Genomic DNA, 15,115 nt, shown 5'->3' with positions numbered 1-15,115 from the left:
GTAAACAATAAATAAACACAAGTAATTGTATTATAAATAATTTATTTTAAAAAAATATTGTATATTTTATGTAAAAATTATGCACCATGATTAAACTTTATTCAATTTCCCTCTCATTTTTGGACTACTTTCTTATTCATTAAATATTTATTTATTGCTTTGACAGGGGTCTCACTTCCTTCTTTCTTCAGATTCGATACACAGACTTCTTAATTTTTCTTCAGTATCGCTCGATAAATTCAAACCTCATTCAATTAAATCAATATTTTTCAATAATTTAAAAATATAAAAATATAAAATTTTATAAGTTGGCATCCGCCTTGCTTAGATCAACCCAGCACTACTTCACATAACAAAAGGGTGAAATTTACGATGAAAAAAAATAAATTGGTCGGATCTATGGGGGCTCCAACCGTCAGCAAAAGACTACTCAAGTTAAGCGCACTCAGCTTAAGTATGATGTGCTTGTCTTTGGCACATGCAGCCGATGAACCAGAAAACTCTGCCGCTCAACCTACCAAGGTTCAAAAAGTGACAGTGACAGGTTCATCTATTAAAGGAGTAGCTGCACAAAGCGCCTCACCAATCACGATTATTAAAGGTGAAGATCTGGTGAATCAGGGGGTAACCACTGTAGAAGAAGCATTGATGAAAGTCAGTGCCAACCAAGCAAGTTATGTCACAGCACAAAATGTCGGTGCCAGTAATACCAGTGGTTCAACAGCAAATTTACGTGGTCTTGGTTCGGATAAAACTTTAGTTTTAATTAATGGTCGCCGTGTTGCAAGCAGTGCATTTGGTACCGATTCAACCAACTTAAACAACATCCCTCTCGCATTGGTAGAGCGCATTGAAGTCTTACGTGACGGCGCATCTGCAGTCTATGGTGCAGATGCAGTGGGTGGTGTAATCAACTTTATTACGAAAAAGCAATATGAAGGCGTGGGCATTACTTTAGGTGGTCAAATTCCTGAAGAAAAAGGCGGCGAAAAAATTGACGTTTCGCTTTTTGGGGGATATGGCGATCTAGATGAACAAGGTTTTAATGTCTACGGTGTGATCGATTACCGAAAACAAGATACGATTTGGGCAAAAGACCGTAAAGTCAGCCGCCGTGGTGGGGTACTTCCTGAATTAGGAATTGATGGCAGTTCAGCAAATGCTTTCCCTGCAAACTTCTACGATCCTATCACAGGTATTTTGGGTAACCCTTATGGGGATAATTGTTTAAATACCAAAGATACTGTTGCTGAAGATGGTTTCTGTTATTTAAATACCCAAACTGTTATTGGTATTGTGCCTGAACAAGAGAATCTTTCTGCGTTAGGTCGCGCAACTTTCAAATTGTCAGATAACTTTAATGCGATTGGTGAGTATATCTATGCACGTGATGAAGTAACCACTTCAATTGCGCCTGATGTTTATAGTCGTAGTGTGACCTTGCCTTATGCCAGTCAATATTACCCTGGCAAAGGTATTACTCCAGCAGTTGATGGCTTGGCGACTAACACATTACAACTGTATCTACGTTCACAAGGCGGTAACCGTGTTTCTAAGTCAATTAACGAATCGAACCGTATCTTTGCAGGGATTGAAGGTGAAGCATACGGTTGGGATATGAATGGTGGTGTTACTTATGCAAAAAGTGATGCGACTGACAGTTTCGTAAGTGGTTATTTAAACCGCAGTAGAGTTCAGGCTGCACTTGATAATGGAACTTTAAACCCATTTGGCCCACAAGCAGCAGCCAATGCCGGCTTATGGAACACTTTTGATGTCAAAGGCGATACCAATCAGGCATCTTTAGAATCCACTACAATTGACTTTACCGTGAGTCGTCCAATCTACACACTGCCTGCAGGTGATGTCGGTTTTGCACTCGGTGGCAGTTTCTCCAAACAAGACTGGGAAGCAACTGTAAATTCTGAAATTGTTGCTCAAGTTCCAGGCAGTGGTATTGATCCAAATAAACCAAAAAGCTCAGGCGATCGTGACATTAGTGCAGTATTTACTGAACTCCAAGTACCTTTATTGACCAACCTGGAATTACAGTTAGCTGCTCGTTATGATGACTATAGCGATTTTGGTGACACCTTTAATCCTAAAGTGGCTTTACGTTGGGAACCAGCTAAAGAACTCATGTTCCGTACTTCTTACAGTACTGGTTTCCGTGCACCAAGCTTATATGAGGTCAATGCTCCTTCGGTCAGAACTTGGACTGGTGCAAGATATAATGACCCGATTCTTTGCCCGGGTGGTACACCAACTGAAACCAGATACCAAACTGAATGTAATACCCAGTTTATCCGTACACAAGGCGGCAATTCTGAACTAGGTCCAGAAGAGTCAACATCTTACATGGCTGGTTTTGTCTTTGAACCGATCAAAAACTTAGTTTTCACTGCCGATTACTACAATATCGAAATTGAAAACTTAGTGGGAACGATTGGTGAAGCATCAATTTTTGGTGATCCAGAAAAGTATGCTCAATACTTTGTTCGTAATGCAGAAGGTCGTATCGATCATATCTCAACTAACTTGATTAACTCCGGTGGCTTGAAAACCCAAGGTATTGATTTGAGTTTGAACTATCTTTCTCCAATGACGGCAACTGGCCGCTTCGGTTTTGGTATTGACGGTACTTATGTGATCAAAATGGATTACCAAAGTGAACCAGGCGGCGAGTGGGAAGGTTATGTCGGTGTTTATGATGACCCAGCAGTGGTTCGCTGGAAACATACTGCAAACGTGAACTGGTCTTATGAAAACTGGAGAATGGTGTTTGAACAACAGTTCGTTCGTGGTTATGAAGACTATTCAGAAGAACGCGATGTTGCTGACTACACCGTATACAACATTTCTGGCACTTACAAAGGATTTAAAAATCTGGAGCTAACTGCCGGTATTAAAAATATGTTCGATGCAGAACCACCTGCCTCTGACGTAATGGATAACTTCCAATACGGTTATGACCCACGTTATAGCGATCCAACAGGCCGCGCTTACTTCTTACGTGGTACCTATAAATTCTTTTAATTAATTACTTCGCAAACACTGCTGCCAAGCGGTGTTTGCGGTTTTCCCCGTTTAATTTTAGCCAAACAAAAAATAATGCTGCCTGTAATCAAAAAAAATTCTCATCAGTGCACTATTTCCTGTTTGTCTTAAATTCTAGGAGTCATGATGGGCACAAAGTTTGAAGACTTAGAAAAAAACTCCGCCAAAAAACTGACTGGTATTGGGGTCGTTGTTTTTTTGCATATCCTGGTTGGCCTGGTACTCATGGCTGGTATGGCAAAAGACATTATTAAACCGACGGAACAGCCGGTTGAGCTAATGATTATTCAAGATATTAAGCCGCCTGAACCTGAGCCACCAAAAGAAACACCACCTGAACCACCAAAAATCGTGGAAAAAGTGGCACAAGTGCCTGAGGTGAAACCGGTTGAAAAAGTCGTTCCTGTACAGAAAACACTTCCAACGCCAACCCAACCGACAACTGTTGCAGTGCCTACTCCCGTTGCAGCGAATCCTTCACCAAGTCCGATAGCAGCACCGGCTCCAGTAGTCGCAGCCGCTCCAGCACCAGCCCCTCCACCCGCTGGTGTCACTCGTGGTGTTTCACAAGGTGAAGCAGGTTGTAAACGCCCAGACTATCCACGTGATGCACTAATGAATGAAGAACAAGGTGAAGTCTTGATCTCTGTATATGTAAATACCACCGGCAAGGTCCAGGATGCCAAAGTGAAAAAGTCGAGCGGTAGTCGTGCGCTGGATCGTGCAGCATCCAAGGCCTTCAGTTTATGTACTTTCAAGCCAGCAATGAAAAATGGCGAGCCGCAAGAATCTTGGTATGACATTCCCTATGAATTTGTCCTTGACTAACAGATACAACAGATAAAGAAAAAAATCAGGAGATCTATGATGAAAAAATCACTAAAACCTTTAAAAAATATGACTGCTGCTGGTGTGATTGCCATGAGCACTTTATTGCCCCTGCAAGCAGTTTTTGCCGAACCGTCTGCTACGCCAACCAGTACCGTAACGGATACAGCGGCAACACCAGCGACAGCGGCTGAACCGACGCCTCCAGCACCTGCTGCGGCTGAAGAACCTGCTCACAATCCTTATGGTCTGGAAGCCATGTGGAAAGAAGGTGACATGGTATCTAAAGTCACCCTGTTCATTCTGGTCATTATGTCGATCGGTACCTGGTACATCATGATCAGCAAATGTTTACAGCAAAGTAAGATCCGTAAGCAAGCCAAGGAAGCTGAACACCAATTCTGGGAATCATCTTCTCTAGATAATGCAACCGAGAATCTGGACGAAGCCAGCGTCTACCGTTTTATTGCGGAAAAAGGGATTAAATCAACTAAAAATCATGGCGGTACACTACTTGAGCGTATTGATTTCAATACCTGGGTCACTATCTCAATTTCCCGTGCGATCGACAAAATCCAGAACCATCTGAGTGGTGGCCTGGCCTTCCTTGCGACAGTAGGTTCTACTGCGCCCTTTGTTGGCCTGTTTGGTACGGTTTGGGGTATCTATCACGCACTTACCGCGATTGGTGTTTCTGGTCAGGCTTCGATTGATAAAGTAGCAGGTCCAGTGGGTGAAGCACTGATCATGACAGCGATCGGTCTGGCAGTCGCAGTTCCTGCGGTACTCGGCTACAACTGGTTGACTCGCCGTAATAAAGCGGTCATGGAAGAAGTACGTACCTTTGGTTCTGATTTACACGCAGTATTACTCAGCGGCGAAATTACGACCAACAATCCTGTTAATCGTGACGTGAAGTAAGAGTGAGGTATCAGCCATGGGAATGATGGTCAATTCAAACGACAGCGATGATGAGGTAATTGGAACCATTAATACCACACCTTTGGTTGATATTATGCTGGTTCTGCTCATTATCTTCCTGATTACTGTACCGGTTGCCATTCATACCGTACCAGTCGATCTGCCAGAAGAACGTAATGTCCCGTATGAAACCAAGCCAGAAAATGTTCAGCTGGCCGTCAATAAAACCGGCGATATTTTCTGGAATGAGTCTTATATCCCGGATAAGACGGTTTTACTGAGCCGATTACAGGCAGAAGCTCAAAAGCGACCTCAGCCTGAAGTGCATATCCGTGGTGATCAGATAACGCCTTATGAAGCAATTGATCAGGTGATTAGTACCACCCAACAGGCCGGTATCGGCAAAATTGCTTTTGTCACCACTCCGCCCGCTACACCTTAAGCACAAAGAGGGATTAAGTTTATGGGTATGAATGTTGGTTCAAATCAAGATGATGATGTGATGTTAGATGTCAACATGACGCCACTGATTGATGTCATGCTGGTCTTGCTGATTATGTTTATTATCACAATTCCTTTGCCGAATAACTCGATTAATATCGATCTACCGAATGGAACGCCTCCTGTAACCGATGAAAAACCGCCTGAGCTGGTAGAATTACGTCTGGATGCACAAGGTAAGATTTTCTGGAATGAACAGCCGGTAGCAAATACCCAAGCTCTGGAAAACTTATTCAAGACAGTAGCGCAAAAAGCGGATCAGGATCAGATTAAAATCAAGGCGGATCGTGCCACTGAATATAAACATATCGCTATGGTCATGGCGGCAGCTCAAAGGCTGGAGGTCAAAAAAATTGGCATTATGAGTAATAACAACTAAGTATTTTCAAGATATAAAAAACCCAGCATGTGCTGGGTTTTTTATTCATCCGGTTTTACATCTGTGACTGAATATAATTTTGCAGACCAATCAGTTCGATTAAGCGCAATTGTTTTTCTAACCAGTAAGTATGGTCTTCTTCGGTATCCGACATTTGCTGGCGTAACATATCACGGCTGATATAGTCACCTTTCTCTTCGCACAGTTTGATGCCCTGCGCCAGTTTTTCCCGCACATGATATTCAAGTTTTAGATCGGCTTTCAGGCAGCTCACCACATCCTCGCCAATCTCAACGTCATCGCGCTGCATGTTTGGCGTTCCTTCAAGGAACAGAACACGACGGATAATCGCATCCGCATGCTGGGACTCTTCTTGCATTTCGTGATCGATACGTTCAAAGATTTTGGTTAAGCCCCAATCTTCATACATACGAGAGTGAATCAAGTATTGGTCACGAGCAGCCAGTTCGCCACCGATCAACATATTTAAATAATCTACGACTTCTGGATTTCCGCGCATTTGAATAACTCCCTACCTATATTTTGCTATTATGGCGAAAAGCAATTAAATTTGCAAAGCTTAACCATGGTTAAATATTTGATTTTTATATAATTAAAATGAGAAATACTTGCATTTACACTTCGTTCTTAATGAAATCCCATTTATAAAACAACACTTTGCATTTTCATTACGCTTGGCAATAACCTAAAACTGGCAAATAAACACATGCGTTAAAATTTGTAAATCTTAATTTTGACCAGACAGATTCATTCTTTTTGTATAAACATCACTGCATTGGCGTACTTCATGCTTAAATTTCGCTTATCATTCACACAAATTTAAAACAACAACGGTTCCGATATGACACATCCACAAACAACAGCGCCTGTTCTGGTTACCGGTGCATCGGGTTATATTGCCAGCTGGGTTATCCAGAAATTACTCACGCAAGGCTATACCGTACATGCCACGGTACGTGACCTGAATAAAAGTAAAAGCTTTGCCCATTTAGAAAAAATTGCCGACAGCACTCCGGGAACTCTCAAGTTATTTCAGGCCAATTTATTAAGCCCGGGTTCCTTTGATCAGGCGATGCAAGGTTGTGAAATTGTCTTTCATATGGCCTCACCTTTTGTGGTCACCAACTATAAAGATGCAGTCAAAGATATTATTGAACCTGCGGTATTAGGCACTGAAAATGTACTGAATAGTGTCAATCAGACCGAATCAGTGAAACGCGTGATCGTCACATCGAGTATCGCATCCACCTATGGCGATGCCATTGATATTCTACAAACTGAAAATAACAGTTTTGATGAATCATGCTGGAATACCACCAGTTCAGCCACACATCAGCCTTATCCTTATTCTAAAGTCATGGCAGAGCGTAAAGCCTGGGAAATGGCTGAAGCACAGGATCGCTGGGATCTGGTCTGTATCAATCCTGCACTGGTTTTTGGTCAATCCTTAACGCCAAATACCCAATCCGGTAGTGTGGAAGTCCTGCAACAGTTTGCCAATGGTATGACTTTACTTGGCGTTCCACCGATGTGGAATGGCGTGGTCGATGTTCAGGATGTTGCTGAAGCGCATATCCGTGCTGCGTTTAATCCGCAAGCGCACGGTCGTTATATCATTTGTAGTGAAAGCTTGAGCCTGCTGGAAATGGGCCAAATTCTGCGGGCACATTTTGGCAATAAGTTTCCGTTCCCGCGCAATCAATTGCCGAAGGCAGCCTTCAAAATGTTCGGGCCTGTAGCAGGTTTTAGCCGCAAATTTGTAGAACTGAATATGGGTTATCCAATTTTCTTTAATGCGCAGAAAAGTAAAGATGAGCTCGGTATTGAGTATCGTCCGGTGAAAGAAAGTCTGGTAGAACATTTCCAGCAGCTGCTCGATGATGGTGTTGTGAAAAAATATATTCCTTAATCTTTTTATGCAAAAAGCCACCTGAAGGTGGCTTTTTTAACTCTTATTCTTTCATGAAATGTGCAGAGATTTAGGCTTCAAGCTGACCATAGTCTTGCATCAAGCCAATAAACTGTTGTTCATTGATCACTGGAATACCAAGTTTTTCTGCTTTATCCAGTTTTGAGCCAGCTTTTTCACCCGCAACCACACATTTGGTTTTGCTGGATACACTGCCACTGACTCGTGCACCTAAGGCTTGCAATAACTGGGTTGCATCATCTCGTCCCATACTGCTTAAAGTCCCGGTGACCACCCAGCTTTCGCCGTTTAACGGCTGACGAGTCGGTGCGATCGGTGCATCCCAGTGAATACCGGCAGCCAGTAAACGATCCAGAACTTCCAGATTATGCGGTGCCTGAAAGAAATCCAGAATCCATTCCGCAGTGATATCACCTACATCCGGAGTTTTCTTTAAAGCCTCCAGATCGGCCTGACGCAAGGCATCCAGCGTCTGGAAAGTATTGGCCAGCATCCGCGCCGTAGTTTCACCCACCCCACGAATACCGAGTGCATAGATAAAAGCAGCCAGTGTGGTCTTTTTACTGTTTTCAATGGCATCCAAAAGATTCTGAACCGATTTGGCGCCCATCTTTTCAATACCGAGCAAAGTCTCACGATGTTCATGCAGATGGTAAATATCTGAGACATCTTTTAAAAGATTTAGATGTAGCAGTGACTCTACCCAGCGATCACCCAGCCCTTCGATATCCATGGCCTTACGCGACACAAAGTGACGAATGGTTTCGATCCGCTGCGCAGCACAATAGAGTTCGCCAGAGCAACGGGCCAATGCTTCACCTTCCGGCATCACCACGGGTGAATCACAGACTGGACATTGCTCAGGCAAATGCACTTCAACTGCATCAACCGGGCGAAATTCCGGCCAGACTTTTTCAACTTTAGGAATCACATCGCCACTACGATAAACACTAACTGTATCGCCAATACGCACATCCAGACGGTGAATTTCGCCGATATTATGCAGCGTCACATTGGAAACTGTTACTCCACCGACAGCAACTGGATTTAAACGCGCAACCGGCGTCAATGTTCCAGTACGACCCACTTGCCAGTTAATATTTTCTACTGTGGTCAGTGCTGCAACTGCCGGAAATTTATAGGCGGTGGCCCAACGCGGTTCACGGCTCAGGAAACCAAGCTGTTGTTGCTGTTTCAGGTCATTGACCTTGATTACCATGCCATCGATTTCGACACTGAGACTGGCACGTTCATCAATAATCTGTTCATAGACCTTTTGCACGTCCTGAATACTGTCACAAATAAAGTGACGCTCGCCAACCGCAAAACCGAACTGATGTAACCATTCCAGACTGGCGGACATAGTGGTTTGTCCATGATGCGGCACGCACTGAGCAATCCCATAAGCATAAAAAGCCAATGGCCGCGAGGCAGCAATATTCGGGTCCAGCTGACGCAAACTTCCTGCCGCAGCATTACGCGGATTAGCAAAGGTCTTTTCACCTTTGGCGGCATTGGCTGCATTCAGTTTTTCAAAACCGGATTTCGGCATCAACACTTCGCCGCGGACTTCCAACAAATCGGGAATGATGCCATTCACCGGAGATAAAAGTTTCGGCAGGTTGCGAATGGTTCTGACATTCTGGGTGATGTCTTCACCGGTTTCCCCATCGCCGCGTGTCACCCCACGCGTCAATACGCCATGCTCATACCAGAGTGAAATGGCCAGACCATCAAATTTCAGTTCCACATCATATTCAATTTTTTGATTTGGCAAACGTTCTTCAATACGGCGGGCAAAAGCCAGCAGATCTTCCTGATTAAAGACATTGCCTAATGACAGCATCGGCACAGCGTGTGTTACGGTCACAAATTTTGAAAGCGCCTGCCCACCCACTTTATCTGTCGGGCTATCGGACTGGATCAGGTCAGGATATTGTTGTTCTAAGGCTTTGAGCTGATGAAAGAGCTGATCATATTCACTGTCTTCAATGCTCGGTTGATCCATCACATAATAAGCATGGTTATGCTTGGCAAGCAGTTGAATCAGTTGACGCATTTGCGCAATGACAGTGGCATCTTGGGTCATAATTTCACCATAAAAAAGGGCGGAAAATCCGCCCTGTAGAATATTCAGCTTTTGGCTATTATAAAAATTGCAGTCTACAGATTCAACTTGGAGATTGAACAAAGCAGCCTTAAACTTCCGTACCTTGTCCAGCACGATAATCAATAGCCTGATGGCGCCAGAATTCACGTAATTGTGGAGTAAATTCCTGCTGGTTCTGATCATAGACCAGACCATCGACTTCACGGGCAATCAAACGTGAAATACTGTCCATGGTATCAAACGCATTTTGTACATCGCTATGCGGTAAAGCCAGGAAGAATGCCAGACCTTTCACTTCCTGAGTCGACAGGGTTTCCAGATCAAAGCCTTCCATTCCGGTATCGGTCATTTGCAATACCGAAAACAGCAGTTTTGAACCATCTTCACTATAACGGTGGAAACAGGCCAATTCACCATAACGCAGGCCATATTTCAATAAAACCTTCAAGGTTTTATCACCCGAAAGTACACGGCCTTGCGGATAGATATGCAAAGAAATAATGGTTTCAGCATTGGACAAAGCACTTTCTTCATCCACTATTTTTTGCTCATGCAGATGTGCATCCAGAATACTACTTTCATCATTAAATTCAGAAATTTCTGCTTTTTCGATGTTGCTGTTCAGGCTGAATTCAGGCATTTCTTCCTTGGTTTCAATCTGGCTATTCTTCTGTTCCGCTTCTACCTGTTGAACATCTGCTGCCGTGACTACCGACTTTTCCACTACTTCAGCTTCTGTTGACGGGGCAGCTACAGGAGTTTCGACTGCTTTTGGCTCAACCGGAGTTGATTCAGCCTTGCGAAAGGCGGAAGGCTTTTCAGGAGCCGGTTCATCTATACCCAAGCTTGGCTCGATACGATCAGATTCGACATCCTGTTGTGCCAACTGAGAACGTACATGCCTTGGAATGATCGGGGTCTGGCTATCCGGGTCGATATGCAGGTTGGCATCCAGTGAAGGTACAGCCTCTACAGGTTTTTTGAACAGCATTCTTATACCAAACAGCATAATCACAATTGCGATAACAATCCCGATAATGGTGGTGATTTCCATATTATACCTCCGCAGCTAGGCCGTATTCTTTTGCCTGTTCCAAATTAACTGTCACTAATTTTGATGTTCCCGGTTCAGGCATGGTTACACCTAAAAGATCAGTCGCCATCATCATTGCAAGTTTGTTATGGGTAATATAAATAAATTGTACGTGTTCAGAAAGCTCTTTAACTAAATTACAAAAGCGTCCCACATTGGCATCATCCAGCGGTGCATCGACTTCATCCAGTACACAAAATGGTGCCGGATTTAAGCGAAAAATCGCGAATACCAATGCTAATGCGGTTAAGGCCTTTTCTCCACCAGAGAGTAAGGCCAATGAGCTGTTTCGTTTACCCGGTGGTCGGGCCATCAGTTTTACACCCGACTGCCAGCCATCTTCAAGGCTTAAACTCGCCTCACCGCCTTCAAACACTTTCGGGAACAGGTTTTGCAGTTCAGCATTGACCTGATCAAACGTGTGCATAAACAGTTTACGGGTTTCCTGATCAATACTCTTCATCGCGGCCTGTAGCTGTTCAACCGTATTTTCCAGATCCTGCATCTGGTGACTCAGTTCCTCATAACGTTTTGACACTTCTTCATATTCTTCAGAAGCCGCCAGATTGACTGCACCAAGTTTATCGAACTGAGCCTGAGCTTTTTCCAGTTTCGCCTGATGTGCTTTAAGGTCAATATTCAGTCCGGAAATTACTTCACTATTCAATTCTTTCAGCTGTTCAGAATAATGCTGCAAATCAGATTTGGCTGCCTGCCAGGCCAGACGTTTTTCTTCCAGTGTACTGCGGAGTTTTTCATCCTGCTGCTGGAAGCTGTGACGCTGTTCGGTCAGCTGCTGCTGTTTGCTCTGCACCTGATTTAATTCAATCTGCCAGTCGGCCCAGGTCTTTTGCAGCTTTTCAGTGATCTGCGCCTGTTCATTAAACTGGCTCTGTAAAGCAGGTAATTCCAGCTGTACCGGATCGACAAATTTCTTGGCTTGCTCGATTTGTGCAGTAATTTGTTGAGACTGTTCTTTTAGGAAAACCTGATCTTTTTCCAGTAATTCAATCTGCTGCTGGCTTTGCACATTTTGCCGACGCAGCACTTCTAGTTCCTGCTGCGCTTGCTGACTGAGCTGCTGTGAGTCATCCAGCTGAGCACTCAATTCTTCCAGCTGGAATTGTAGGGTTTTATAATTTGGTAACGCCTGTTCCAGCTTGATATTCAAGGCATGCAGGTCAATTTCCAGATCATCTTTCTGCATGGCATCTTCTTCAAGCTGCTCATCCAGTTGTTGCAGCTGATGCTGTAATTGCTGCTTTTGCAATGCAAAAGCCTGTGCACTACTTTGTACTTTAGCAATATTGACATCGAGTTGCTGCAGCTGCTTTTGAGCTTGTTTCTGCTGCTCGCTGATACTCTGAATCTGATTTTGCAAAGCTTTAACCTGATTGGCGAATTCAGGTAACTGCTGCTCCAGCTGCATAAACTTAGGTTCAAGTTCCGCAAGCTGCTGCTCGATTTCATCCAGACGGATTCGATGACTCAATGCGCCTTGTCCGGCCTGACTGGCTTCATCATAGTCCAGCGCAATGACCCAGTCTGACCCAACATGATAGCCATCCAGACTTAGGATTGACTGGCCTTGTAATAGCTCAGTTTGAAGAGGCAATGCTTGCGCTAATGTATCTACGACCGCGACTTGTTGCCACAGTGAATAATGTGGAGATTCAATCCAATCGGCCAGACACATCGTATTGGCAATCTGAATTTTATTCTGAACAGCCTGTTGCTTTAACTGACGCGCACAATCTTCAAGGAAGTGCTCGCCCTCGGCCAGAATCTGGGCAGACAGCCACTTGGCCAAAAACTTTTCGATCAGGCTGGCATGTCCTTTGCCTGCATCATTGAGCTTAAGCACATGCATCAACTGGACCGCATCACTCTTGGCATTTGGGTTAGCTTTGGTCAGTAATTGGCTCAGGTTTTTCTTTTCTGAATGAAGTACCTGAATTTCAGATTTGAGCTGCATCAAGCGCTGTTGTTGGGTCGCCTGCTCTTCCTGAATCTGCTCGAATTGAGTTCTTAAATCTGTTAATTGAATTTCATAGCCAACGATTTGCTGTTCAGCTTGGGCTTTGTCTGCCTGATACTGCTCCAGCTCATCTTGCTGCGCCTGTTGCTGAATCTGTGCACTTTGCTGTTGGAGCGTCTGTTTCTGCTGTTCAATCCGCTCAATATTCTTTGCCAGTTGCTCGCTTTGAGCCAACATCTGTAATTTACGCTGTTGCTGCTGTTCAACCTGGGTTTTTATCTGGGTAAATTGCGCTGCCACAGTGCTATATTGAGATTTAAGCTCAGTCAGATTCTGGCTTTGCGCCTGACTCTGACCATCTTGCTGCTGCAATTGTGCCTGCTGATCTTCAAGTTGCTGCTGCAAGGTTTCGAGTTGCAGTTCAATCAACTGCAAACGCTCTTTGGTTTGGACTTTTTGCTGTTCCAACTTGATCAGACTGGTGGAATTCTGCTCCAGCAAAGACTGCTTTTGTTGCAGGGTCATTTCCAGTTCAGCCAGTTTTTTCTCGGCCTGTTGCCATTCACTTTGCAAAGGGGTGGATTGCTGAATCAGACGCTGAAACAGTTCACTGGTACTGCCCAAATCATGTTCAACGGTAGTCAGTTCAGAGCGCACCAGCTTAAAATTTTCCCCGAGCATATTCATCTCAAGGGTATATTCTTCTTGTAAGCGCTGGCTCTGCTCACATTGAAAAGACAGAATTTCAATCTTGATGGTACGTATCTGCCCTTCCAGTTCTTTATATTGAATCGCACTTTCCGACTGACGTTTCAGGGTTTTTAGCTGAGATTTCAGTTCGGAGGCGATATCTCCCAGACGCGACAGGTTTTGTGTGGTGTGATCCAGATGCAGCATCGTTTCACGGCGACGCGCCTGATAGCGTGATACACCCGCGGCTTCTTCAATATAAACCCGCATTTCATCTGGCTTGGCATCGACCAGACGGTTGATCATGCCCTGCTCGATAATCGCATAAGAACGTGGCCCAAGACCGGTACCAAGGAAAATATCGGTAATATCACGACGACGGCATTTGCTGCCATTCAGGAAATATTCGGACTTGCCATCGCGGTTGACCTGACGGCGTACTGCCAGTTCATTATAGGCATTATAAGCACCGCCCAGCTTGCCATAGGTATTGTCAAAGCGCAGTTCTACACTGGCCATGCCCACCGGTTTACGTTTCGCAGTTCCGGTAAAGATTACGTCCTGCATGCTGCCACCACGCAGCTGGCGCGCACTGGACTCGCCCATGACCCAGCGTATGGCATCAATGACGTTAGATTTACCACAACCATTCGGTCCCACGACCGCAGTACGATTATCTTTAAAATGCAAAGTGGTACTGTCGGCAAAAGATTTAAAGCCTGAAAGTTTTAAACTGCTTAAACGCATAATGTCCTGATTTAACGTCGTGAGCGTCTGGCCCACGCGAGTTCAATTTGTTTCATCCGTGTCAGAGATTCCAACACAAGGTTGCGCAAGTGTCGACAAAAATCTTCCATAAATAAAGTGGCCTGATGGCTTTTTCGTATCAAAATTGCTTCAGTGACCAGTTTAAATAAGTCAAAAGATTCCTGTAACTCGCGTCTGGAAATATTCAGGGTCAGAAAATAGCTCCGACGTAAAGATGGCAGCAGTTCCTGATAGTAGCGCATCAGATAAGGATTCCCCACCATCTCATGCTGCTGGGCCATGCCCTGAAAGATCAGATCATAAAACTTTTCAGTGTGTCCTTGGCGAGTTTCTGCTTCCAATTGCTCTAATAATAGCTGAATGCGCTCAGCTTCATGCACCCGCCAGGTTTCCGCCATGCGATACACCATTTGCCCGAGCAATAATGAGGTCATGTCAAATAAGGCACGTACCTGCAAGGCCGACATTTCCGAGACAATCGCCCCACGGCGCGGGAAAATTTCAATCAGCTGGGTGCGTTCCAGCAAAAGCAGGGCTTCACGAACCGAACCCCGACTGACATCAAGCTCTGAGGCAATCCTGAGTTCCTGTATACGTTCGCCTTCGACCAGTTCACCGCGAATAATCTGTTCGCTAATGTGCTTGGCAATCTGCTCAGACAAACTGTGCGCTTGTTCTAATGGCATACCGTTCCTGTCTTTATTTTTATGGATACTGGTTTAGCCCTTTATTTGGACTATGTTGCTATTAAACGGGTTTTTATCCATAAATACTTTGACATTGTCAGACAATCTTATGTCTATATAGCCAACTTAGGCCCATAAAAAAGGAGAATAGTG

The 15,115-nt window shown here is 44.4% G+C and carries 11 protein-coding genes; 6 read left to right on the top strand and 5 right to left on the bottom strand.

Annotated features, from left to right (window positions below; translation table 11 throughout):
* Positions 1-372 precede the first annotated feature (372 nt).
* The 5 genes from BFN00_RS10085 to BFN00_RS10065 all read left to right on the top strand — a co-directional run bounded on the left by BFN00_RS10085 (position 373) and on the right by BFN00_RS10065 (position 5,686).
* Complete coding sequence (locus BFN00_RS10085; RefSeq protein ID WP_071851445.1) at positions 373-3,036, top strand: TonB-dependent receptor; 2,664 nt, start codon at positions 373-375, stop codon at positions 3,034-3,036.
* Positions 3,037-3,183: 147 nt separating this feature from the next.
* Positions 3,184-3,885, top strand: coding sequence for an energy transducer TonB (locus tag BFN00_RS10080; protein ID WP_005107731.1), 702 nt, complete (start codon positions 3,184-3,186; stop codon positions 3,883-3,885).
* A 36-nt stretch (positions 3,886-3,921) separates the two neighbouring features.
* Positions 3,922-4,806 (top strand): MotA/TolQ/ExbB proton channel family protein, encoded by an 885-nt coding sequence (locus BFN00_RS10075; RefSeq protein WP_171260784.1) that lies wholly within the window; start codon positions 3,922-3,924, stop codon positions 4,804-4,806.
* 16 nt (positions 4,807-4,822) lie between these two features.
* The gene (locus BFN00_RS10070) at positions 4,823-5,248 is read left to right on the top strand and encodes an ExbD/TolR family protein (RefSeq protein WP_004730650.1); all 426 of its coding nucleotides are present in this window, start codon (positions 4,823-4,825) and stop codon (positions 5,246-5,248) included.
* A 21-nt stretch (positions 5,249-5,269) separates the two neighbouring features.
* Positions 5,270-5,686 (top strand): ExbD/TolR family protein, encoded by a 417-nt coding sequence (locus BFN00_RS10065; protein WP_004279208.1) that lies wholly within the window; start codon positions 5,270-5,272, stop codon positions 5,684-5,686.
* Positions 5,687-5,741: 55 nt separating this feature from the next.
* Here the strand turns inward: BFN00_RS10065 and ftn are convergent, their stop codons facing one another.
* The gene (gene ftn / locus BFN00_RS10060) at positions 5,742-6,206 is read right to left on the bottom strand and encodes a heteropolymeric bacterioferritin subunit Ftn (protein ID WP_004279207.1); all 465 of its coding nucleotides are present in this window, start codon (positions 6,204-6,206) and stop codon (positions 5,742-5,744) included.
* Positions 6,207-6,548: 342 nt separating this feature from the next.
* Here ftn and BFN00_RS10055 point away from each other — a divergent pair, with 342 nt between their 5' ends.
* The gene (locus tag BFN00_RS10055; RefSeq protein ID WP_071851441.1) at positions 6,549-7,616 is read left to right on the top strand and encodes an SDR family oxidoreductase; all 1,068 of its coding nucleotides are present in this window, start codon (positions 6,549-6,551) and stop codon (positions 7,614-7,616) included.
* Positions 7,617-7,686: 70 nt separating this feature from the next.
* On the opposite strand, the gene ligA is transcribed toward BFN00_RS10055, so the two are convergent.
* The 4 genes from ligA to BFN00_RS10035 form a co-directional block, all read right to left on the bottom strand.
* Positions 7,687-9,726, bottom strand: coding sequence for an NAD-dependent DNA ligase LigA (gene ligA / locus BFN00_RS10050; protein ID WP_071851490.1), 2,040 nt, complete (start codon positions 9,724-9,726; stop codon positions 7,687-7,689).
* Positions 9,727-9,835: 109 nt separating this feature from the next.
* Complete coding sequence (locus BFN00_RS10045; protein ID WP_071851439.1) at positions 9,836-10,801, bottom strand: cell division protein ZipA C-terminal FtsZ-binding domain-containing protein; 966 nt, start codon at positions 10,799-10,801, stop codon at positions 9,836-9,838.
* 1 nt (position 10,802) lies between these two features.
* Positions 10,803-14,255, bottom strand: coding sequence for a chromosome segregation protein SMC (gene smc / locus BFN00_RS10040; RefSeq protein WP_071851437.1), 3,453 nt, complete (start codon positions 14,253-14,255; stop codon positions 10,803-10,805).
* An 11-nt stretch (positions 14,256-14,266) separates the two neighbouring features.
* Positions 14,267-14,962 (bottom strand): GntR family transcriptional regulator, encoded by a 696-nt coding sequence (locus tag BFN00_RS10035; RefSeq protein ID WP_004279202.1) that lies wholly within the window; start codon positions 14,960-14,962, stop codon positions 14,267-14,269.
* Between the last annotated feature and the right edge of the window lie 153 nt (positions 14,963-15,115).

Origin of the sequence: Acinetobacter sp. AR2-3 (assembly GCF_001878775.1) — a bacterium.
GTDB lineage: Bacteria > Pseudomonadota > Gammaproteobacteria > Pseudomonadales > Moraxellaceae > Acinetobacter > Acinetobacter lwoffii_D.
This window is presented reverse-complemented; position numbering and strand designations above follow the sequence as displayed.